At 73.1% G+C, this 21,114-nt stretch carries 19 protein-coding genes and 3 pseudogenes; 10 read left to right on the forward strand and 12 right to left on the reverse strand.

What is annotated here, in order from left to right:
• The first annotated feature begins 5 nt into the window (after positions 1-5).
• Positions 6-1,694 (forward strand): DUF885 domain-containing protein, encoded by a 1,689-nt coding sequence (locus SACTE_RS03325; RefSeq protein ID WP_014044614.1) that lies wholly within the window; start codon positions 6-8, stop codon positions 1,692-1,694.
• A gap of 106 nt (positions 1,695-1,800) precedes the next feature.
• The gene (locus SACTE_RS03330) at positions 1,801-2,670 is read left to right on the forward strand and encodes an ATP-grasp domain-containing protein (protein ID WP_014044615.1); all 870 of its coding nucleotides are present in this window, start codon (positions 1,801-1,803) and stop codon (positions 2,668-2,670) included.
• A gap of 66 nt (positions 2,671-2,736) precedes the next feature.
• Here the strand turns inward: SACTE_RS03330 and SACTE_RS34835 are convergent.
• A pseudogene (locus SACTE_RS34835) lies at positions 2,737-2,983 on the reverse strand (rhodanese-like domain-containing protein); the annotation flags it as partial.
• Here SACTE_RS34835 and SACTE_RS03335 point away from each other — a divergent pair.
• A complete protein-coding gene (locus tag SACTE_RS03335; protein WP_202435062.1) occupies positions 2,964-3,332 on the forward strand; it encodes an Lrp/AsnC family transcriptional regulator in 369 nt (122 codons plus the stop codon). The pseudogene SACTE_RS34835 and the gene SACTE_RS03335 sit on opposite strands and share 20 nt — an antisense overlap.
• On the opposite strand, the gene SACTE_RS03340 is transcribed toward SACTE_RS03335, so the two are convergent.
• The 3 genes from SACTE_RS03340 to SACTE_RS03350 all read right to left on the reverse strand — a co-directional run bounded on the left by SACTE_RS03340 (position 3,322) and on the right by SACTE_RS03350 (position 8,352).
• On the reverse strand, positions 3,322-6,375 hold the full coding sequence (locus tag SACTE_RS03340; RefSeq protein WP_014044617.1) for an SMC family ATPase: 3,054 nt from the start codon (positions 6,373-6,375) through the stop codon (positions 3,322-3,324). The genes SACTE_RS03335 and SACTE_RS03340 overlap by 11 nt on opposite strands.
• A complete protein-coding gene (locus tag SACTE_RS03345; RefSeq protein WP_014044618.1) occupies positions 6,372-7,538 on the reverse strand; it encodes an exonuclease SbcCD subunit D in 1,167 nt (388 codons plus the stop codon). The genes SACTE_RS03340 and SACTE_RS03345 overlap by 4 nt, the downstream gene beginning before the upstream one ends.
• A 178-nt stretch (positions 7,539-7,716) precedes the next feature.
• Positions 7,717-8,352 carry a YigZ family protein gene (locus tag SACTE_RS03350; protein WP_014044619.1) on the reverse strand — a complete coding sequence of 212 codons (636 nt, stop codon included), beginning with the start codon at positions 8,350-8,352 and terminating at the stop codon, positions 7,717-7,719.
• Between the two features lie 82 nt (positions 8,353-8,434).
• Between SACTE_RS03350 and SACTE_RS03355 the strand changes: the two genes are divergently transcribed.
• On the forward strand, positions 8,435-8,851 hold the full coding sequence (locus SACTE_RS03355; RefSeq protein ID WP_014044620.1) for a CoA-binding protein: 417 nt from the start codon (positions 8,435-8,437) through the stop codon (positions 8,849-8,851).
• A gap of 99 nt (positions 8,852-8,950) precedes the next feature.
• Here SACTE_RS03355 and SACTE_RS03360 read toward each other — a convergent pair whose 3' ends face one another.
• Together SACTE_RS03360 and SACTE_RS03365 are read right to left on the reverse strand one after the other, a co-directional pair.
• Positions 8,951-9,505, reverse strand: a complete 555-nt coding sequence (locus SACTE_RS03360; protein ID WP_014044621.1) for a YbaK/EbsC family protein — start codon at positions 9,503-9,505, stop codon at positions 8,951-8,953.
• Between the two features lie 143 nt (positions 9,506-9,648).
• Positions 9,649-10,452: an acyltransferase gene (locus SACTE_RS03365; RefSeq protein ID WP_019992835.1), complete on the reverse strand. Its 804-nt coding sequence runs from the start codon at positions 10,450-10,452 to the stop codon at positions 9,649-9,651.
• Positions 10,453-10,633: 181 nt separating this feature from the next.
• On the opposite strand from SACTE_RS03365, the gene SACTE_RS03370 reads away from it, so the two are divergent.
• Positions 10,634-11,164 (forward strand): gamma carbonic anhydrase family protein, encoded by a 531-nt coding sequence (locus SACTE_RS03370; RefSeq protein WP_014044623.1) that lies wholly within the window; start codon positions 10,634-10,636, stop codon positions 11,162-11,164.
• A 4-nt stretch (positions 11,165-11,168) separates the two neighbouring features.
• Here SACTE_RS03370 and SACTE_RS03375 read toward each other — a convergent pair whose 3' ends face one another.
• Positions 11,169-11,897, reverse strand: a complete 729-nt coding sequence (locus tag SACTE_RS03375; protein WP_014044624.1) for a DedA family protein — start codon at positions 11,895-11,897, stop codon at positions 11,169-11,171.
• Positions 11,898-12,009: 112 nt separating this feature from the next.
• Positions 12,010-12,447 carry a DUF4442 domain-containing protein gene (locus tag SACTE_RS03380; protein WP_014044625.1) on the reverse strand — a complete coding sequence of 146 codons (438 nt, stop codon included), beginning with the start codon at positions 12,445-12,447 and terminating at the stop codon, positions 12,010-12,012.
• Positions 12,448-12,556: 109 nt separating this feature from the next.
• On the opposite strand from SACTE_RS03380, the gene SACTE_RS03385 reads away from it, so the two are divergent.
• Both SACTE_RS03385 and SACTE_RS03390 read left to right on the forward strand, forming a co-directional pair.
• Entirely contained in the window at positions 12,557-13,624 is a 1,068-nt protein-coding gene (locus tag SACTE_RS03385) for a hypothetical protein (RefSeq protein ID WP_014044626.1), read from the forward strand.
• 72 nt (positions 13,625-13,696) lie between these two features.
• The gene (locus SACTE_RS03390; protein WP_014044627.1) at positions 13,697-14,995 is read left to right on the forward strand and encodes an MFS transporter; all 1,299 of its coding nucleotides are present in this window, start codon (positions 13,697-13,699) and stop codon (positions 14,993-14,995) included.
• Here the strand turns inward: SACTE_RS03390 and SACTE_RS03395 are convergent.
• The 3 genes and pseudogenes from SACTE_RS03395 to SACTE_RS34840 all read right to left on the reverse strand — a co-directional run.
• Positions 14,957-15,802: a fused MFS/spermidine synthase gene (locus SACTE_RS03395; protein WP_014044628.1), complete on the reverse strand. Its 846-nt coding sequence runs from the start codon at positions 15,800-15,802 to the stop codon at positions 14,957-14,959. The genes SACTE_RS03390 and SACTE_RS03395 overlap by 39 nt on opposite strands.
• A 93-nt stretch (positions 15,803-15,895) precedes the next feature.
• Positions 15,896-17,065, reverse strand: coding sequence for an elongation factor Tu (gene tuf / locus SACTE_RS03400; protein ID WP_014044629.1), 1,170 nt, complete (start codon positions 17,063-17,065; stop codon positions 15,896-15,898).
• Between the two features lie 320 nt (positions 17,066-17,385).
• Positions 17,386-17,738, reverse strand: a pseudogene (locus SACTE_RS34840) (DNA alkylation repair protein); the annotation flags it as partial.
• A gap of 48 nt (positions 17,739-17,786) precedes the next feature.
• Between SACTE_RS34840 and SACTE_RS03405 the strand changes: the two are divergent.
• The 3 genes from SACTE_RS03405 to SACTE_RS03415 all read left to right on the forward strand — a co-directional run bounded on the left by SACTE_RS03405 (position 17,787) and on the right by SACTE_RS03415 (position 20,684).
• Positions 17,787-18,509, forward strand: coding sequence for a VTT domain-containing protein (locus SACTE_RS03405; RefSeq protein WP_014044630.1), 723 nt, complete (start codon positions 17,787-17,789; stop codon positions 18,507-18,509).
• A 170-nt stretch (positions 18,510-18,679) separates the two neighbouring features.
• Positions 18,680-19,552, forward strand: a complete 873-nt coding sequence (locus tag SACTE_RS03410) for an undecaprenyl-diphosphate phosphatase (RefSeq protein WP_014044631.1) — start codon at positions 18,680-18,682, stop codon at positions 19,550-19,552.
• A 208-nt stretch (positions 19,553-19,760) separates the two neighbouring features.
• Positions 19,761-20,684, forward strand: a complete 924-nt coding sequence (locus SACTE_RS03415) for an LLM class F420-dependent oxidoreductase (RefSeq protein WP_019992833.1) — start codon at positions 19,761-19,763, stop codon at positions 20,682-20,684.
• Between the two features lie 26 nt (positions 20,685-20,710).
• Here SACTE_RS03415 and SACTE_RS32835 read toward each other — a convergent pair.
• Positions 20,711-20,950 (reverse strand): annotated as a pseudogene (locus SACTE_RS32835) (sulfite reductase); the annotation flags it as partial.
• Between the last annotated feature and the right edge of the window lie 164 nt (positions 20,951-21,114).

The following is a 21,114-nucleotide window of genomic DNA, read 5'->3' on the forward strand; positions in this document are numbered from 1 at the left end:
TCTCCATGTCAGATACATCGAGCAGCGCACTGCCCCGCCAGGTCGCCGACGCCTACGTCGACGCATTCATCGAACTCGACCCGATCACCGGTACCTATCTCGGTATCGCGGAAAGCTCCAGCAAGCTGCCCGATTTCTCGCCGGCGGGACAGGCCGCCCAGGCCGAGCTGATCCGCGGCACCCTGGCGGAGCTCGACGCGGCGGAGCAGGTGCCCGGCGCGGAGACCGACGCCGAGAAGCGCTGCGCACGCCTCCTCCGCGAACGGCTGACCGCCGAGCTCGCCATCCACGAGACCGACGAGGGCCTGCGGGCCGTCTCCAACATCCACTCCCCCGCGCACAGCATCCGGGAGGTCTTCACGGCGACTCCCACCGCGACGGAGGAGGACTGGGCGGCCGTCGCGGCCCGTCTCCGGGCGGTCCCCGCCTCGCTGGAGGGCTACCGCGCCTCCCTGGCGCTCGGTCTGGAGCGCAAGCTGTACGGCGGTCCCCGCCCGACCGCCACGTTCATCGAGCAGTTGGGCGTCTGGGCGTCCGGGGAGGACGGCCGGGGATTCTTCCGGGAGTTCGTGGCTCCCGGCCCGGACACGCTGCGCGCGGAACTGGACGCGGCCGCCGGAGAGGCGACGGCGGGGCTGGTGGCGTTGCGGGAGTGGATGAGCGAGGTCTACGCCCCGGCCGTCGAGGGCGCTCCGGACACCGTGGGCCGTGAGCGGTACGCCCGCTGGTCGCGCCAGTACAACGGCACGGATCTCGACCTGGACGAGGCCTACGCGTACGGCTGGTCCGAGTACCACCGCCTGCTGGCCGAGATGAGGACCGAGGCCGGGAAGATCCTTCCCGGCGCGGGCCCGTGGGAGGCGCTCGCCCACCTCGACGTGCACGGCAAGCACATCGAGGGCGTGGAGGAGGTACGGGAGTGGCTGCAGAGCCTGATGGACGAGGCCATCGAGGCGCTGGACGGCACCCACTTCGAACTCGCCGAGCGGGTCAGGAAGGTGGAGTCCCGGATCGCCCCGGCGGGCGGGGCCGCGGCCCCGTACTACACCGGCCCCTCGGAGGACTTCTCGCGTCCCGGCCGCACCTGGCTGCCCACCATGGGCGAGACCCGCTTCCCCGTGTACGACCTGGTCTCCACCTGGTACCACGAGGGTGTGCCCGGTCACCATCTGCAGATCGCGCAGTGGACGCACGTCGCCGACAGCCTCTCGCGCTACCAGGCGTCGATCGGTCATGTCAGCGCCAACGCCGAGGGCTGGGCGCTGTACGCGGAGCGGCTGATGGACGAGCTGGGATTCCTTCCCGACGCCGAGCGCCGGCTCGGTTACCTGGACGCGCAGATGATGCGCGCCTGCCGGGTGATCGTGGACATCGGCATGCATCTGGAGCTGGAGATCCCCGCGGACTCGCCGTTCCACCCCGGTGAGCGCTGGACCCCTGAGCTGGCCGAGGAGTTCTTCGGCAACCACAGCGGCCGGCCGGCCGACTTCGTGGAGAGCGAGCTGACCCGCTACCTGTCGATGCCCGGCCAGGCCATCGGTTACAAGCTGGGTGAGCGGGCCTGGCTGCTGGGCCGGGAGAACGCCCGCAAGGCGCACGGCGACGCGTTCGACCTGAAGGCCTGGCACATGGCGGCGCTGTCCCAGGGTTCGCTGGGGCTGGACGACCTGGTGGAAGAGCTGTCCGCGCTCTGATCCCGGTCCCGGGAGGGCCGACGCACACCGCGTCGGCCCTCCCGCCCGCGCCGGGCCCCGGCCCGACGTCTCCCCCACCCCGACACGCCCCGAAGGGTGAGCCGCCATGCCCCCGGCCTCGTTCCTGTTCTGTTCGGACCCCCTGCGGCCGGGCCGCCCGGACCCCGGGTTCGCCCATGAGGCGGCCGTGGCCCGTGCCAACGGCGCCCGGGTCGACCTGGTCGACCATGACGCGCTGCTCGCGGGCAACGCGCAGACCGCCCTCGGCCGGCTGGGCGAGGGCTCGGCCGCGTACTGGTACCGGGGCTGGATGGTCCCGCCGGACCGCTACGAGGCGCTGGAACGCTCGCTCACCGAGCGGGGCCACTCCCTGCTGACGGGCGTGGACGCCTATCGCACCGCTCATGAACTCCCGGGCTGGTACGCGTCCTTCGCAGGGCTCACCCCGAAGAGCGTCTGGTGCTCTCTGCCCACCGGCGCCGCCTCTCCCCCGCCCGCCGCCCTGGCCCGCCTCGCCGCGCCCCTCGGTCCCGGGCCGGGCGTGGTGAAGGACTTCGTCAAGTCCCGCAAGCACGAGTGGCACGAGGCCTGCTTCGTACCGGAACTGGCGGACACCGCCCGGCTGTCCGCGGTCGTCACCCGCTTCGTCGAGCTCCAGGATGACTTCCTGGCGGGCGGTGTGGTGCTGCGGGCGTACGAACCCTTCGTGGCGGGCGGCGAGGCCCGGGTGTGGTGGGTGGACGGCCGCCCGGTGCGGGTGACCGCCCACCCCGACACCCCGGGCCAGGTCCCCTCCCCGCCTCTCGACGCCGTCGGCGAGGCCGTGCGGCGTCTCGGCTGCCGCTGGGTGACGACCGATCTGGCCCTGCGCGAGGACGGGGCGTGGCGCGTGGTGGAGGTGGGTGACGGCCAGGTCAGCGGCCTGCCCGCCGGGGACGACGGCGAGGCGCTCTTCGCCGCGCTGCCTGCGGTCTGAGGCGTCGTCGGCGGGCGGGTTCAGCAGCCGCAGTCGTCGGCACCGAGCGGTGCGGTGAGCCGGTCGGGGGGCCAGAAGAGCGGCCGCCTGCCGGGAGATCAGGTCGGTCGGCAGGTGTACCGCGCCCGGCACACGTCCCTGGTCCCAGGCGGCGGTGGACCTGGAGTCCACGACGACGAGGCGACGAAGCCGGGGTCGTCCCCGGCAGCGAGCACGGCGGCCACGTCGGAGACGTCCGCGTGGGACGCCAGGATCGCCCCGAAGTACGCGGCGGCCGCGCCGGTTTCGCCGAGCTGGCCCGCGCCGTGGCGATGTCCCCGGACGCGGTGACCGAACGGGTGCGCCGCTTGGAGGAGACCGGCGTGATCAGCGGATACGCCGCGGTGGTCGCCCCGGAACGGCTCGGGCTGCCGATCCTGGCCCTCGTACGACTTCGGTATCCGAACGGCAGCAACGACAAGCCGTTCCACGACCTCGTGGAGACGACGCCGGAGATCGTGGAGGCACACCATGTGACCGGGGACGACTGTTTCGTACTGAAGGTGACCGCCCGGTCGATGCGGCATCTGGAGGAGGTGACGGGGCCGATCGGCACCCTTGGCTCCGTGACCACCAGTGTCGTGTACTCGTCCCCGCTCCCCCACCGGGCGATCAGCCGCTGAGTGTCCCGGTGGCACGGTGCCGTACCGCCGACCCGTCCCGCTCCTTGACCACTTCGAGCTGGGCGGGGATGCGGCGGCGCAGGTCGGCGACGTGGCTGACGATGCCCACGCTGCGGTCCCGTTCCCGCAGGGAGTCCAGCACGTCGAGCACCTCGTCCAGGGTCTGGTCGTCGAGGCTTCCGAAACCCTCGTCGATGAAGAGCGTGTCCAGCCGCACGCCTCCCGCCTCGTCCGTCACCACGTCGGCGAGTCCGAGCGCCAGCGCGAGTGAGGCGAAGAACGTCTCGCCCCCGGACAGGGTCGCGGTGTCGCGTTCCCGGCCCGTCCAGGAGTCGACGACGTGCAGTCCGAGCCCCGCCCTGCGGCCCCCGCCGCTCCGGGCGTCGGAGTGGACCAGGGTGTAGCGGCCGGACGACATCCGCCGGAGGCGGGCCGTCGCCGCGGCCGCCACCTGTTCGAGGCGCGCCGCGAGTACGTACGCCTCGAGCCGCATCTTGCGTTCGTTGTCCGCCGAGGTGCCCGCGGTCAGCCCGGCGAGGCGGGCCACCCGGGTGTACTCCTGGCGCAACGGCCCCAGCGCACGCACCTCGTCCTCGGCGCGCCGGGAAAGCCGGTCGAGCTCCGTGCAGCGCTCCTGGGCGGCGGCGAGTGCGGTGGCACTCTCGCGCAGCTCCCGTGCGGACCGGTCGTACGCCGCCTGCGCGGTGTCCGGGGCCGCCGGCGGGCGTTCGGCGGCCTCCCGGGCGTCGGTCTCGGCGAGCCGGTCGGCTACGGCGGCGGCCTCGGCCTGCCAGGCGTCGATCCGGTGCTGGAGTTCGCGCTGCGCGGTGTCGTCGAGGAGCTTCGCGGCGGCAGCCTGCGGGGTGTCGAATCCGGCCCGGAAGGCGGCGTCGGCCAGTCGGCCGTCGGCCTCCTTGCGCTGCCGGTCCGCGCGCCGCTCGGAGCGGACCGTCTCGGCCGCGTCGGCGAGCAGTCCCGCCCGGCGCTCCAGGAGCGCGGCACGGGCGGCCACGGAATCCGACGCGCCCCGGGCCTCGGCCAGTTCGGCTTCCAGCGCACTCTGTTCACGGTCGAGCGCTTCACGCTCCGAGGTACGGGCGGCGGCACGGCTCTCGGCCCGCTGCCGGGCGTCGAGGCGTTCGAGGTGCTCACGCTCGGCCGCCGCGAGAGACTCCTGGGCGGCGTGTGTGCCGGCGGCCAGGCGGTGGGCATCGGTGTGTTCCCGGGTCAGCCGTGCGACGAGGTCGTCGAGTTCGGTCACCGGCTCCGTGCCGGCCGCGCCCGCGGTGTCGTCCGTGTCCCCCGGTGCCTCCGCCACCGCGGCCAGCGCCGCGTCGAGGCGTTCGCCGATCAGACCGAGGTGGCGCTCCGCCTCCGCACGCGCCTCCTCGGCGCGCCGGTGGGCGGCGAGCGCGGCCTCCTCGGTGGCCGGGTCCACGTGGCCGTCACCCGCACGGGCGGGCTCGGGGTGGTCGGCGGATCCGCACACCGTGCAGGCGACTCCGTCGACGAGCTGGACGGCCAGCTCGGCGGCGATGCCTTTCAGGCGTCGCTCCCGCAGTCCGAGCCACGTCTCGTGCGCGGCGAGCGCGCGTTCGCGGGCCGTCGTCAGCGCGTCCTCGGCCTCGGCCTTCTGCTCGGTGAGCGCGTCGCGCCTGCGGGCGGCCTCCAGTCTGCGGCGCGCGGGGGCGAGCAGCCCGGCCAGCTGCTCGGCCCGGGTCGCGGCCTCCTGGGCCCGCTCCACGCGCGACCGCAGCTCCTGGTGGACCGTGTCCCAGCCGGCCAGCCAGTCGGCCGTCTCCCGGATCAGTTCGCCGTCGGCTCCGGACTGCCGGTCGACGCGGGCCCGTTCGGTGTCGATCTCCCTGCTGCGCCGCTCGGCTCGGCGGGCGGCGTCGAGCGCGCCGAGCTCGGCCCGAAGTTCGCGCTCCCGTTCGGCCAGCTGCTCGGCGCCCGCGTCGGCCAGCTCCGGCGGCAGCGAGGCGCGGGCTCGGTCACGGGCCTCACCTGCCGCACGGTGTGCGCGATCGGCCTCGTCGCGGAGTTCGAGTGCCGGGGCGACCAGGTCCGCCTTGCGGGCACGTGCCAGTTGTTCGCGGCAACGGTCGTACTCGGCGCGGCGCTCCTCGAGTCCAGCGGCGCGGCGGCGGGTCTCGGCGTACCGCTGTTGGAGCCGGGCCAGCTCGCGGGCGTCGTCGAGGGCACCGCGGGCGTCGTCGTTGCGGCGCTCCGCCTCGGCCAGGACCGACCGGGCGATACCGAGCCGTTCGCGCGCCCCGCTGCGCGCGACGGCGGCCCATTCCAGTACCCCTTCGGCCAGCCCGGGTTCGCCGGGCCGGTCCTCCGGCAGCTCCGCCTCGGCGGCCGCGGGCCCCGCCGCCTGGGCGATGCGCTGGGCGAGGGCGAGGATCTGTTCGTCGGCCGTCCGCACCCGTGCCTCGGCGGCGCGGCGCAGTTCGGCCAGGCGCTCCTCGACGGCGGCGAACCTGCGGGTGTCGAAGAGCCGGCCGAGCAGCTTGCCGCGCGCCTCGGCGTCGGCGCGCAGGAAACGGGCGAAGTCCCCTTGGGGCAGCAGCACGACCTGGCAGAACTGTTCCCGGCTCATGCCGATGAGCTGGGAGATCTCCTCGCCGATCTCCTGGTGGGAGCGACTGAGCCCCTGCCAGCCGTCCTCGGGCCGGTATTCACGAAGCCAGCTCTGCGCCTTCTCCGTCGTGACGCCGCCGCCCCTCTTCTTGGGGCGGGGCTGGGCGGGCCGCCGGGTGACTTCGAGCCTGCGCCCGCCGACGGTCAGTTCCAGGCGGACCTCGGTGGGCAGGCCGGCGGGGGCGTGGTCGCTGCGCAGGGGGGCTCCGGGACTCTGCCGGGCGCCCGGAACCGCCGCGTACAGCGCGTAGCAGACCGCGTCCAGGATGCTGGTCTTGCCCGCGCCGGTCGGCCCGTGGAGAAGGAAGAGGCCGGCTGACGACAGCGCGTCGAAGTCGACCTCCTGGGTGGTGCCGAAGGGGCCGAAGGCGGTGAGGGTCAGTCTGTGCAGCCTCAACGGGACACCTCGTTCACCGTGTCGTTCACCCGTACGTCGTCGAACGCGGCGCGCAGCACGGCGCGTTCCTGCTCACTGGCCCCGCTCCCGCCCCGTACGTGGGCCACGAAGTCCTCGGCGATCTGGTGGTCGTCGCGTCCGTCGAGGCGCTGCGCGTAGGAGGCCCGGGGGTCCTCGGGAGCCCGTTCGGGGTCGAGGACCAGGGCGAGGACGTGCGGGAAGCGCTCGGTGAGCCGGGCCATCGGCTCGTCGGGCCGGACGGGATCGGTGAGCGTGGCCTCGACCCACGCCTCCCGGTGCCGTTCCAGGGCCGGGTCCTCCAGCAGCGAGGCGAGGCGGCCCCGCAGCCGGGCGAGGGGACGCGGTACGGGGCAGTCGAGGCGCTCGGCGGCCGGCTCTCCGGCGGGCCCGAGGTCGACCAGCCACATCGTCTTGCGGTGGGTGTGCTCGGAGAAGGAGTACGCGAGCGGTGACCCCGAGTAGCGCACGCGGTCGGTGACCGTCTGGCAGCCGTGCAGATGCCCGAGCGCCACGTAGTCGACGCCGTCGAACACGCCGGCGGGGACGGCGGCGACACCGCCGACGGTGATGTCGCGTTCGCTGTCACTGGGTTCGCCGCCCGCCACGAACGCGTGGGCCAGCACGACGGAGCGGGTGCCGTCCGGCCGGGTGGCGAGGTCGGCGCGGACCCGGTCCATGGCCGCGGTGAGGACGGCCTCGTGTCCTGCCCTGTCCGCGCCGAGGGTGTCCCGGACGAGGGCGGGTTCCAGGTAGGGCAGCCCGTAGAACGCCACGTCCCCGTGGGCGTCGGGCAGGACGACGGGGGTGGCGCAGTCGGCCGGGTCGGTCCGCAGGTGGATCCCGGCCCGCGCGATGAGTCCCGCCCCGACGCCGAGCCTGCGCGCCGAGTCGTGGTTGCCGGAGATCATGACGGTCGGCACACCGGCGGCGGCGAGCCGGTGCAGCGCGTCGTCGAAGAGGCGCACGGCGGTCAGCGGGGGCACCGCGCGGTCGTACACGTCACCGGCCACGACGACCGCGTCCACCTCGTGCCGGGCCACGGTCTCCACGAGGTGGTCGAGGAAGACGGCCTGGGCGTCGAGCAGCGGGACGCGGTGGAAGGACCGCCCCAGATGCCAGTCGGAGGTGTGCAGGATCCTCAACGTACCGCTCCGACCCGCATGTCCGCCCTCGCTCCGCTTCCGCCCTCACCGCCGCCGGCCCCTTCCTCCGGCCTGGTCGGCGCCTGTTCCTCAGGGCCCTCAGTCTGCCACCGCGACCGGCCCTGCCCTCCGGGCCCCCTCCGCGCGCTCGGGGCGGCGCGGGGCCGTGGGGCCGTCCTCATCCGGGCACGCCGTCCCCGTAGGTCTCGCCACCGAGCTCGAACGTCGCGGAGCCGGCCGTGGTGTCGGCCAGCCAGGCGCGAAAACTTTCGACGTCGGCGTCGGGCAGGCCGATCTCGATGGTCACGGCCTCGGCGTACCGCACCTCGCGCACCGCCCGGCCGGTGGACCGGAGGTCGTTCTCCAGCTTCCCGGCGCGCTGGTGGTCGACGGTGACGCTGGCGAGCCTGTACCGCCGCCGGGTGATCGTGCCCAGCGCGTCGAGGGCTTCGCCGACCGCTCCCCCGTATGCCCTGATGAGCCCGCCCGCGCCCAGCTTGACCCCGCCGTAGTAACGGGTCACGACGGCGACCGCGTACCGCACCTCGCGGCGCATGAGCATCTGCAGCATGGGCACCCCGGCGGTGCCGCCGGGCTCGCCGTCGTCACTGGCCTTCTGCACGGAGGCGTCGGCACCGATCACGTACGCGAAGCAGTTGTGGGTGGCGGTGGGGTGCTCGGCGCGGACACGCGCGACGAAGGCCTGCGCCTCCTCCTCGGTGGCGGCGGGGCCCAGCGCGCACAGGAACCGCGATCGGTTGATCTCGGTCTCGTGTACGCCCGCGCCTGCGACGGTCCGGTACTGCTCCTGCATCAGGCCACCCTATGCGCCCGGCCCGCCGCCTCGTTCACCCGTACGTGGGGAATGGTCCAAGGCCACCGTCCGTTGTCCGGGCATGTACGCAGACGATGAGACAGTCCGCAGGATTCTTCTCGACACCGGTGACACCTGGGCCGTGGTCGGCCTGTCCGACAACCGCTCCCGGGCGGCGTACGGGGTGGCCGCGGTCCTGCAGCGGTTCGGCAAGAAGATCGTTCCGGTGCACCCGAAGGCCGAGACGGTCCACGGCGAGCAGGGGTACGCCTCGCTGGCGGACATACCCTTCCCGGTCGACGTGGTCGACGTCTTCGTCAACAGCGACCTCGCCGGCCGGGTCGCCGACGAGGCGGTCACCACGGGCGCCAAGGCGGTCTGGTTCCAGCTGGGTGTGGTCGACGAGGCGGCGTACGAGCGGACGCGCGCGGCGGGCCTGGACATGGTCATGGACCGCTGCCCCGCCATCGAGATACCCCGCCTGGACGGCCGCGCGTGATGACGCGTCTGCCCTGAGGCGGCCTTCCCGGCCGGGGAGGCGTGGTGTCGGTGGGCGGCCTCGGACCGGGAGCCCCGCGCACCCGGTCCACCGGCCGGGTCAGATCCCCAGGCCCTCGACGAGGACGGCTCCCGGGAGAGCGGCCAGGGCCTTGCCCGGGACGATCAGCTTGCCGCGGCGGCGACCACTGCCGAGCAGGACCCACTCCTCGTCGACCACTGCGGGGTCCACCAGCAGGGGCCAGGTCGCGGGCAGCCCGATCGGCGTGATCCCTCCGTACTCCATGCCGCTCTCCTCGACCACCGTGTCCACCGGGGCGAAGGTCACCCGTCGGGCCCCGAGGTGACGGCGCACCGCCCCGTTCACGTCGACGCGCGTACGGGAGAGCACCACGCACGCGGCGAAGGTGGCGACTCCGCCCCTCTTGGCCTTGACGACCAGGCAGTTGGCGGACCGGTCGAGCAGCTCCGGACCGTGGTGCTCGACCAGGACGGCCGTGTCGGCGATCGCCGGGTCCGTGTCGACGTAGACGATCCGGTCGGAGGGGAGGCCGCCCCAGCCCTCCGCCACCACGTCCGCCACGGGCGGGGTGAGCAGGTCGAGCCGGTCGGCGGCGGGCGAGACGTCCTCGAAGGAGCCCAGGGGTGCGCGCATGCGGTCACGCTAACAGCCGCCGAGGCCAGATCAGTTGCTGTTCCGTGGCGCCCGCGGTGCTGTTTCGTGGCACCGGTGGACGGACACGCCCGAGGTCAGCGGGCCCGGTTCCGTACTGCCGTCGCGGTGACCCCGGGACAGCCTCACCCGGTCACCCGTGAGGAGTCCCCCTCCATCCGTGGGGCATCCCCGTCATCCGTCCGTGAGGTGTTCCCGTCGGCCAGGTCCGCCACCGCCAGCAACTGCTCGGGGGTGACCCCTTCGGGAATCGGCACCGGAGCCGGAGTCCGCAGCGGCGGCTGCCACCCCTTCTCCGGATCCCAGCTGCGCACGACCCGGGCCGGCGCCCCCGCCACGACCGCGTGGTCGGGCACCGTTCCGCGCACGACGGCGCCCGCCGCGACCACCACGTTCCGGCCCAGTCTGGCTCCCGGGAGGATCACCGCCCCGGTGCCGATCCAGCAGCCTGGCCCGATCACCACCGGCTCCATGCGCGGCCACTGCTTGCCGACGGGCTCGTGCGGATCGTCGTAACTGTGGTTGGTCGAGGTGACGTAGACGTACGGGCCGCAGTACGTGTCGGAGCCGATCGTCACCGTGGTGTCGGCCACGACATGGCTGCCGCGTCCGAGGACGACCCCGTCGCCCAGGGTCAGGATCGGGTCCGCCCCCAGGTCGAGACCGGGCATCAGCCCCGCGGTGAGCGTCACCTGTTCCCCGATGACGCAGTGGTCGCCGAGCTCGATCCACGGCTCACCGAAAACGGTGCCCTGGGGGAAGGCGAGCCGGGTGCCCGTGCCTATGCGGCCGAACCGCAGCCGTCCGGGGTGCTGCGCGGTGACCGCACCGGCCTCCTGCACCCAGGCCCAGCCCCGGTGGACGGCACGGGACAGGACCCGGCGCCTCCAGCGGCTCAGCGGGGAGGACGTGTTGCGGTTCTTCGGCACCTGATCACGGTAGTCCGCCGGGCCGGGTCCATCCGCGCCCCCGGCTGTGATGTTCACCCCACCCGCCGGGGCCCCGGGGGCCGTCGCTTACGGTGCCTGTGGCACGAGGATCCCTGGGCGGAGCCCGGCGGGAGCCCTCGGCGGGACGGCGACCACAGCGGCGGCAGCGAAGGAGCACGCGATGGCAGAGCAGGCGTTGATCACCGGCGTCGGCGGCAAGGAGCCGGACATCGACCCGGACGCCTTCGTGGCGCCGACCGCAGTCGTCATCGGCGAGGTGGCGATGGCACCGGGTTCGAGCGTCTGGTACCAGGCGGTGCTGCGGGCCGACTGCGGCCCGATCTCGCTGGGCCCCGACAGCAACATCCAGGACAACTGCAGCGTGCACACCGACCCCGGGTTCCCGCTGACCGTCGGCGCCCGGGTGTCCGTCGGCCACAACGCGGTCCTGCACGGATGTGTCATCGAGGACGACGTCCTGGTCGGCATGGGCGCCACCGTGCTCAACGGGGCGCACATCGGGGCCGGTTCACTGATCGCCGCGCAGGCCCTCGTACCGCAGGGCATGCGGGTGCCGCCGGGGTCACTGGTGGCCGGTGTGCCCGCCAAGGTCAAGCGGGAACTGACCGCGGAGGAGCGCGAGGGCATCGCGTTCAACGCGGCCGGTTACGTGGAGCTGGCGAAGGCGCACCGTTCGGCGCACGAGGCCTGACGGCTCAGTCGGCGGCGGGCACCGCGTCCGGCTCGGCCGCCGGGGCCACCGGTCCGGCGGCCGTCGGCGCCGAGGTGTCCCCGGCCGCCGCTGCCGACTTGTCGGCCGCCGGGCTGTCCGCCGTCTGCTGCCCCGCCTTCCTGGCCCGGTTCTTCAGGATCAGCATCGAGCCGAGGCCGATGAGGACGGCGAGCAGCAGGCCCAGCCACGAGAAGCGCTTGAGCCATGCCTCCGCGACCACACCGACCGAGTAGATGACGGCCGTGGTGCCCCCGGCCCAGAGGATGCCGCCGAGCACGTTGGCGGTCAGGAACTTCCAGTAGGGCATGCGCAGCACACCGGCCAGCGGGCCGGCGAAGATCCGCAGCAGCGCCACGAAGCGGCCGAAGAAGACGGCCCACATGCCCCACTTCTCGAAGGAGCGCTCGGCCACGGAGATCTGGGCCGGCCCGAAGTGTTTGGGGAACCGCCCGCCGAGCCAGGCCAGCAGGGGCCTGCCTCCCTTGCGGCCGATGGCGTAGCCGATGGAGTCACCGATGATCGCCCCCGCCGACGCGCAGGCGCCGAGCACCACCGGGTCGATCTCGCCGTGCTGGGAGGCGAGGAGGGCGGCACTCACGAGAACGATCTCGCCGGGCAGCGGAATGCCCAGGCTCTCGAGACCGATGACGACCCCCACCAGGAGGTAAATGCTGACCGCGGGCACGGTCTCGAGCCACTCCTGGACGTGCAAGGCCGGTTCCTCCCGTAAGACATGCGCCGCCGTGCACACGCGTCGTGCACGGCGTGCAGCCTACCCGTCCCTCCGGGAGCGGGCTCCGCCGGGACCGGAGGGGCCGCCGGGGTCAGCGGTGGGGACGCAGGGTCCAGACGACGCTCATCTCGCTGGTCACCGCGCCGTCCGCGCGGCGGATCTCGACGGCCACCGGGAACTCGGGCCGCTCGCCCGCGTCCAGCTCGGCGACGACGTCGGCGACCGGCCGCCCCAGCGTGGCGGTCGCGGTGAGCGTGCCCATGGCGACCTTCTTGAACGCCATCTCCGTGGTGACGGGCAGCGGGACGGCCCGGGCCAGCTGGTCTCCGAACGCGGCGATGACGATCGCGCCGCTCGCGGACTCCGCCAGCGTGAACATCGCTCCGGCGTGGGGTCCGCCGAGGTGGTTGTGGTAGTCGGCCTGGTCAGGGAGGGACAGGACGGCACGCTCCGCGGTCGTCTCCAGGTACTCGAGGTTCAGGGTGCGGACCATCGGGACGCTCGCGGTCAGCATCGCGCCGACCGTCATCTCTTCAGTGCTCATGGCCGGATGTTACTTGCGGGTAGCACACTTTGACCATCCCCTCACAGGGGCGGCCGTAGCAGGCCCTGCCCCCGTCCCTCTATGGTTACTGGCCATGTGGCCAGGACAGCAGCCGCCCGGGGGCGAGCAAAACCCGCAGGACCAGAATCAGAACCCGTACCAGCAGCCGGGGTACCAGCAGCCGAATCCCTATCAGCAGCCGGGATATCAGCAGCAGGGCTACGGGTACCCGCAGGGACAGTCCGGGGGTCAGCCGGGTCAGACGGGCCAGCCGGGGTATCCGCAGCCGAACCCGTACCAGCAGCCCACCGTGCCGCAGTACGCCGTGCCGGGTGGTCCGCCCGGTGGTCCGAAGGCGCCGGACGACAAGAAGAAGACCACGATCGTGGCGATCGTCGCGGCGACCGCGGTCGTCGTGGCCGCTGCCGTGACCGGGTACCTCGTCCTGGGCAACGACGACGGCGGCAAGGACGTCGCCGACGGCAAGAAGGCCTCGCCGTCCGCGAAGCCGTCCGAGACCACCTCCTCCCCCGCCGCGAACCCGCGGGGCGGTGAGGACGCCGCACCGACCGTCCCGGGGTGGAAGGTCGTGACCAATCCCAAGTGGGGCACGCAGTTCGACGTGCCCGGGGACTGGGAGGTCGCGGGAACCGGCGTGTTCGCGGGCTTCGAGGACGTCAAGGACCCGACCGGTGCTCCCGCCGCCGGCTTCTCCGCACCCGCCTACTACAAGAGCAAGTGGTGCGTGGACGACGCCGACAAGGACGGCAAGAAGGAGGAGACCGAGCTGGCCGGCGTCGGTACCAAGGGCGCCCAGGGCGCCAAGAACACCGACGAGGCGGCCACCAACGAGGCCGCCAACTGGGTCTGGGCCGCCTATGCGCAGGAGGACCCGAAGGACAAGGTCAAGATCGGCAAGGCCGAGCCCTACACCACCGAGTCGGGTCTGTCCGGCAGTGTCGTGACGGCCACCGCCACCGGGCTGGCCAAGAAGACCAAGTGCGACACCGACGGGAAGTCGATCGCCTTCAGCTTCAAGAACGGCAAGGGCGAGTACTCGACCTGGGTCCTCTTCACCGCCGCCGGGGTCGACGACGAGCTCCCGGACACCACGATCCAGAAGATCCTCAGCACCGTACGCCTGGCGGACAGCACGTCCTGATGTCCCGCAGGACGCCCCTGTCCCGGCCGATTCCATTTGGCAGGGCGGGGGCCGGGCGGCGATAGTCCCCTGGTGACCTCCGCCGACACCTCGCGCGCCGCCGCCTCCCGCAACTACGGTCTGCTGACCGCCGCCGCCGTCATCACGGGCCTGGGTACCCATGGCGCGCTGATCGCGGCGGCCTTCGCGGTCCTGGAGTCGGGCGGCGGCGCCGGTGACGTCGGGCTGGTCGCCGCCGCGCGCACCGCGCCCCTGGTGCTCTTCCTGCTGATCGGCGGAGCGGTCGCCGACCGGCTGCCGCGCCACCGGGTGATGGTCGCGGCGAACGCCCTCAACTGCGTCTCCCAGGCGGCGTTCGCCTGGCTGGTCCTGAGCGGTGACGCCCGGCTCTGGCAGATGATGCTGCTGACGGCCCTGTGCGGCACCGGCCAGGCGTTCTTCAACCCGGCGGCCGAGGGCATGCTCCTGTCCAGCGTCACGGGCGAGCAGGCGGCGAAGGCCTTCGCCTTCTTCCGGATGTCGATGCACGGCGCCGCCATCGGCGGGGCGGCGCTCGGCGGCGCCATGATCGCGGCGATGGACCCGGGCTGGGTGCTGGCGGTGGACGCAGCCGCCTTCGCGGTGGCCGGCGCGCTCCGGGCGTTCCTCGACGTGAGCCACATCCCCGACCGGACCGGCGGCGGGGGTCTGCTCACCGATCTGCGGGACGGCTGGCGTGAGGTCGCCGGGCGGCCCTGGCTCTGGGCCGTGGTGCTGCAGTTCTCGGTAGTCGTGGCCGTCGTGGGCGCCGCCGAGGCGGTGTACGGCCCCCTGGTCGCCCGGGACGAGCTCGGGGGCGCGCGCCCCTGGGGGTTCGCGCTGGCCGCGTTCGGGGTGGGCACACTGCTCGGGGCGCTGCTGATGATGCGCTGGAAGCCCCGCCGGCTGCTGCTGGCCGGGACGCTGTGCGTGTTCCCGCTGGCCCTGCCGTCCGCGAGCCTCGCCGTTCCGGTGCCGGCGACCGTGCTGTGCGGGGTGATGTTCGTGACGGGCGTCGCCATCGAGGTGTTCGGCGTCTCCTGGATGACGGCCCTGCACCAGGAGATCCCCGAGGACAAGCTGTCCCGGGTCTCGGCGTACGACTGGTTCGGGTCGGTGGCGATGGTGCCGCTGGCCACCGCGGCGGCCGGGCCCGTGGAGTCCCTGGTCGGCCGGAGCCAGGCGCTCTGGGGCTGTGCAGCGCTGATCGTGGTGGTGACGGCGGGGGTGCTGCTCGTCCCGGACGTACGCAATCTGACGCGCCGCGGCACCGTGAAGGAGACGGTGGCGGCCGGACCCGTCCCCCCGACGGTGTCAGCCGAGGGAGAAGGCGCCGTCGGGCGGCTCGGGTGACGCCACGGCGTCGCCGTCCCGTACGGGCCGCGCTCCGCCCATGAGCCGGGTGAGCGCCTCTCCGTGCGCGACCCGGGCGGGGAACGCGTCGGCGGCGCACAGCCGGGTCAGCCGTGCCAGGTCGAGCGGTTCCTGCCCCGCGAGGAGCACGACGTTGCCGAAGCGCCTGCCGCGCAGGACCGCCGGTTCGGCGATCAGCGCGAGCTCGGCGAACACCTCGGCGGCGTTGGCGAGCTGGGAGCGGAGGAAGCCGAAGGGCGCGCCGTCGGCGAGATTGGCCGCGTAGACGCCGTCCTTCCGCAGCACCCGGGCGGCGGCGCGCGCGTAGTCCAGCGAGGTGAGCTGGGCGGGCACCCGCGCCCCGCCGAAGACGTCCGCGATCAGCAGATCCGCCGACGCCTCGGGTGCCTGTTCGATCCAGCTCCGGGCGTCGACGCCGTGCACGGCGATCCGGGCCCCCTCGGGCAACGGCAGGTGCTCCTCGACGAGTGCGATCAGCGCGGCGTCCGCCTCGGCGACCTCCTGCCGGGAGCCGGGACGGGTGGCGGCGACGTACCGGGGCAGCGTGAGCGCGCCGCCTCCGAGGTGCACGGCGTCCACCGGCGCTTCCGGTTCCGCCACCAGGTCCACGACGTGGGCGAGCCTGCGCACGTACTCGAACTCGAGGTGCTCCGGCGCGTCGAGGTCGACGTAGGACTGCGGGGCGCCGTCGACCGTGAGCAGCCAGGCCCGCTCCCGGTCCACGTCGGGCAGCAGCCGGGCGGTGCCGCGGTCGGTGGAGCGGATGACGGGTATCGACTCGTTCACGCCCCCATTCTTCCCTGTCCGCGGGGCTGCTCCGGCCCGCGGAATCCGTCCCCGTTCGTGCGGGGACGGATTCCGCGGTGGTGCCGGCCGCCGTCAGAGCAGTCCGGTGACGGTGCCCGCGCCGACCGTCCTGCCGCCCTCGCGGACGGCGAAGCCGAGTCCGGCCTCCAGCGGGACCTCACGGCCGAGCTCGACGGTCATGGTGACCGTGTCACCGGGCCGTGCCACCGCCGCCTCGCCGAGGTCCACGTCCCCGACGACGTCCGCCGTCCGGATGTAGAACTGCGGCCGGTACCCGGTGGCCACCGGTGTGGTGCGGCCGCCCTCCTTCGCCGACAGGACGTACACCTGCGCGGTGAAGCGGCGGCTCGGGGTGACGCTGCCGGGCGCCGCCACCACGTGGCCGCGGCGGACACGGTCGCGCTCGACCCCGCGCAGCAGCAGCGCGACGTTGTCGCCGGCCTCGGCGGACTCCATCGGCTTGCCGAAGGTCTCCAGGCCGGTGACGACCGTCTCGACGTCCGCGCCGAGCACCTCCACCCGGTCGCCGACCCGCACCGTGCCGCGCTCGACGGCACCGGTGACGACGGTGCCGCGGCCCGTGATGGTCAGCACGTTCTCCACGGACAGCAGGAACGGCGCGTCGGTGTAGCGCACCGGCATCGGTACGTACGTGTCGACCGCGTCCAGCAGGCCCTCCACGGCGGCGGTCCAGCGCGGGTCGCCCTGGAGCGCGCCGAGCCCCGACACCCGTACGACGGGCACGGTGTCCCCGCCGTAGCCGTGAGCGGTCAGCAGCTCGCGGACCTCCAGCTCGACCAGGTCGGTCAGCTCGGGGTCGCCCGCGTCGGCCTTGTTGAGGGCCACGACGATGTGGTCGACACCGACCTGACGGGCCAGCAGGACGTGCTCCGCGGTCTGCGGCATGATCCCGTCGAGCGCGGAGACGACGAGGATCGCCCCGTCGAGCTGCGCCGCGCCGGTGACCATGTTCTTGATGTAGTCGGCGTGTCCGGGCATGTCGACGTGCGCGTAGTGCCGGGTGTCGGTCTCGTACTCGACGTGCGAGATGTTGATGGTGATGCCCCGCTGCGCCTCCTCCGGCGCCCGGTCGATGCGGTCGAACGGCACGAAGGTGCCGGTGCCGCGGTCGCTGAGGACCTTGGTGATGGCGGCGGTCAGGGTGGTCTTGCCGTGGTCGACGTGGCCCATGGTGCCGATGTTCAGGTGCGGCTTGGTGCGCACGTATGCCGTCTTGGGCATGGCTCGTTCCTTGGTGCTCGAAGCTGAGTGAGAAGACCCCAGGGCCCCGCCGACCCTCCCCTTGCGGGGTCCGCCGGACTGTCGGGGGAGGGTCAGCTTCGGGCGCCGCCGATGGGCGCTGCGGCAACGGCGAACGCTGCGTCAGCTGCTGCTGCCGGCACGGTCGCGAGGCTCACGGCAGCCTTCGGCACGGCCGCGACTGCGGGCCGTGCTGCGAGGAAGGCGTACCGGGACATGCCCTTGAGCATGGCGGAACAGGACGGCGGCGTCGAACGGTTTTCGGGCGGGCCCGGCCCTGCGGCCTCGGGCGAGGTTCTTGGGAGGTGGCGCAGGACGGGTGCGAAGCCCGGGGTGCGGGGCCCGAGATGACGGCGCGGGAAGTCAGCGGCGAAGTAGTGGTACTCGCGCTCCGGCAGCTCCCAGCGGCGCAGGCCGACCGCCGTGCGGTCGGCCCCGTCCGGGCGGCCCGTGCCTGCCAGGACGGCCCTCGGAGGGCGCGCCGGTGCGGGGCGGGGATACCGAGGAAGGGTGCGACGTTTCTCATGTACACGACGGTGTCGATGGCGCGTTCGGGGTCGGCGGCCTCCGGATACACCCTGGTGAGGCGGTACGGCACGGTGTCTGCCGGAGCGCTGTCCGGTACGCCGGGGGCGGACTGCGCCGAGGGCCTCATGACGGCACATTACGGCGATCACACACCTGTTTCGGTTACTCTCCCCAAATGTTCGAGCCCGTCCCCGCCGACCGGCCTGCCGGCGGTCTCGTGGTCCGCTGCACGAGGCTGCTGCTCTCCCCCTGGTCCCGTCTCTCCCTGCTCGTGGCACTGCTGTTGGCTGCCGCCTCCACGATGCTGCTGTTCGAACCACAGCGGCTGCTGGCGTCCGGCTGGCCGCCACAACTCACGGGTTCGGCGGCGGTGATGCTGTTCGCCCTCGCGTACGGCGTGTGCACCGTGGCCTTCGTGCCGCGGCCGCTGCTGAATCTGGCCGCCGGCGCGCTCTTCGGGGCGCAGGCGGGCCTGGCCGCGGCCATCGCCGGCACGGTCCTCGGCGCGGGCGTGTCGTTCATGCTGGGCCGGGTCCTGGGCCAGGACGCCCTCCGTACGCTGCTGCGCGGCAAGTGGCTGCGGGCCGCGGACGGGCTGCTGAGCCGGCACGGGTTCCGTTCCATGCTGGCGCTGCGGCTCTTCCCGGGTGTTCCGTTCGCCGCGGCCAACTACTGCGCGGCGACCTCCCGGATGGGCTACCCGCCGTTTCTCCTGGCCACCGGGATCGGTTCGATCCCCAACACGGCGGCGTACGTCGTCGCCGGCGGCTCGGCGTCCTCGCCGACCTCCCCGGTGTTCCTGGCGGCGATGGCGTTCATCGTCCTGTCCGGGGCGGGCGGGGCGGTGGTCGCGTGGCGAAGGCGTCACCGGCTGGGCGCGGCGGGCGACGCCGCGTAGCCGGGGGTAGCCGGGCTCCGTTCACCTTCAGGCGATACGCTGCCCGCGACCGACAGAGGATGTCCGGGGCCGTGGCGTCCCGTCCTCTTTTCTGACCAGATCCGCACGCTGCTGACGGCCTTCGTGCCCGTCCGCCGTTGCACGAGCACTTCCGGGATGGCCAAAGCCCCATGAGCTGGTTCGAATCATTCGTCCTGGGCCTCGTTCAGGGACTGACCGAGTTCCTGCCGATCTCCTCCAGCGCGCATCTGCGGCTGACCGCCGCGTTCGCGGGGTGGCACGACCCGGGTGCGGCGTTCACCGCCATCACGCAGATCGGTACGGAGGCCGCGGTCCTCATCTACTTCCGCAAGGACATCGGCAGGATCCTTTCGGCGTGGTTCCGGTCGCTGACGAACCGCTCGATGCGCGGCGACCACGACGCCAAGATGGGCTGGCTGGTCATCATCGGCTCGATCCCGATCGGCGTGCTCGGCATCACGCTGAAGGACCAGATCGAGGGCCCCTTCCGCGATCTGCGCCTGATCGCGACCACGCTGATCGTGCTGGGCGTCGTCCTCGGGGTCGCGGACCGCCTGGCGGCGCGCGACGAGACGGGCGGCAAGCACCGGGCGATCAGGGAGCGCAAGTCGCTCAAGGAGCTGGGCGTCAAGGACGGGCTGATCTTCGGCTTCTGCCAGGCGATGGCACTGATCCCGGGTGTCTCCCGCTCGGGCGCCACGATCAGCGGTGGCCTGCTCATGGGGTACACCCGCGAGGCGGCGGCCCGCTACTCCTTCCTGCTGGCCGTCCCGGCGGTGCTCGCCTCGGGCGTCTACGAGCTCAAGGACGCCGGCGAGGGGCACGTCTCCTGGCCGCCGACCATCTTCGCGACCGTCATCGCGTTCGCGGTGGGGTACGCGGTCATCGCATGGTTCATGAAGTTCATCACCACCAAGAGCTTCATGCCGTTCGTCGTGTACCGGGTGGTTCTGGGCATCGCCCTGTTCATCCTGGTCAGCGCGGGTGTACTGAGCCCGCACGCGGGTGAGTCGGCGGGCTGAGAAGCTCAGCGGGTTCCGCCGGCCCCGGAGCGGGCCGGCGTCCGGGTCACCGTCAGGACCGGATCGACACCGTGGGCCTGTCGTGCCCTACGTCGCGCCGTCGGGCACGGCCTTCCGGGCGAGCGGCCACGGCTCTGTTCACACGACTGACAGAAGGCTGTCGTACAGGGACGGAATGCACCGGCGTCCGATGGCGGTTGGTGAGGGCATGACTACTGGCGTAGCACTCCACGCGATCGACGCGGACAACCAGATCGACGCCACCGTGCGGCTCGCGCACGAGGCATCGGCCGCCGGGCTGCGATCGGCCTGGTTCGGGCAGACCTTCGGTGCGGATTCACCCCAGCTCGCGGCGATCGTCGGGCGCGAGGTCCCCGGCCTCCAGGTGGGGACGTCCGCGATCCCGGTGTTCGGCCGCCATCCACTGGTGGTATCCAGTCAGGCGCAGACGGCTCAGGCGGCCACGCACGGCCGCTACCACCTCGGGCTGGCACTCGGGACGAAGCTCCTGACCGAGGGCGGTTTCGGTATCCCCTTCGAGCGGCCCGTCGCCCGCCTGCGGGAGTTCCTCACCGCCCTGCGGCAGTTGACCGAGACCGGCACCGCCGACTTCCACGGCGAGCTGCTCACCGCGCACACACCGGTCCCGGCACGGGTGCCGGGCGCGGAGGCGGGCGTTCCGCTGCTCGTCGCCGCGATGGGCCCTCAGGCGCTGCGGGCGAGCGGCGAGCTGGCGGACGGGATCCTCCCCTACCTGGCGGGTCCGCGCGCACTCGCCGAGCACATCGTCCCGGCCGTCACCGCCGCGGCTCAGGCCGCCGGGCGGCCCGCGCCCCGCATCGTCGCCCTGGTGCCCGGTGTGGTCACCGACGACGTCGACGCCGTGCGCGAGAAGGTCACCGAACAGCTCGCGTTCTACGAGCAGATCCCCTCCTACGCACGGGTGATCGAACTCTCCGGCGGACGGCGGGCCGCCGACGTGGCGGTGATCGGTGACGAGAGGCGGATCGCCGACGAGGTCCGGCGCTACCGGGACGCCGGGGCGACGGAGGTGGTGTTCTCCGGTACGGAGGTCGCCGGTGACGCCGACCGCCGCCGGACCTGGGACGTGCTCGGGGCGCTCGCGGGCTGAGCGGGGGCGGCGCGTCGCCGGGCCGCTCAGTACACGTCGCGGGCGTACCTCTTGTCGGCGGCCGGCTGCTCGACGTACGCCGTCGCGGCCTCCCGCGTCAGCCCTCCGTGGGCCACGGCGATGCCCCGCAGGGCAAGGGGGCCGTCCGCGCGCAGGGCGTCGAGTTCCTCGCGGTGGTAGAAGCCGGTGGCCGCGCGCTGTTCACCGAAGAACTACCAGTTGGCGCCCTGGTGCCCGAGGGCACGCCGTTCGTCGAGGAAGCGTATCTGGGTGGCGGTGTCCGGCTGGGGGCTCGGCGCGGTCAATGGTCGGCCTCTCGTCGGGGGGCCGGTTCCGGCGGCCGTACGAAAGGCCCGCTTCCCGGGTGTCGCACCGGACGATCGGGCGGGGTCACGTCCGCCGCACAGCGCTCGGGACCGGCCGGTGGGGG

Origin of the sequence: Streptomyces sp. SirexAA-E (assembly GCF_000177195.2) — a bacterium.
Lineage (GTDB): Bacteria > Actinomycetota > Actinomycetes > Streptomycetales > Streptomycetaceae > Streptomyces > Streptomyces flavovirens.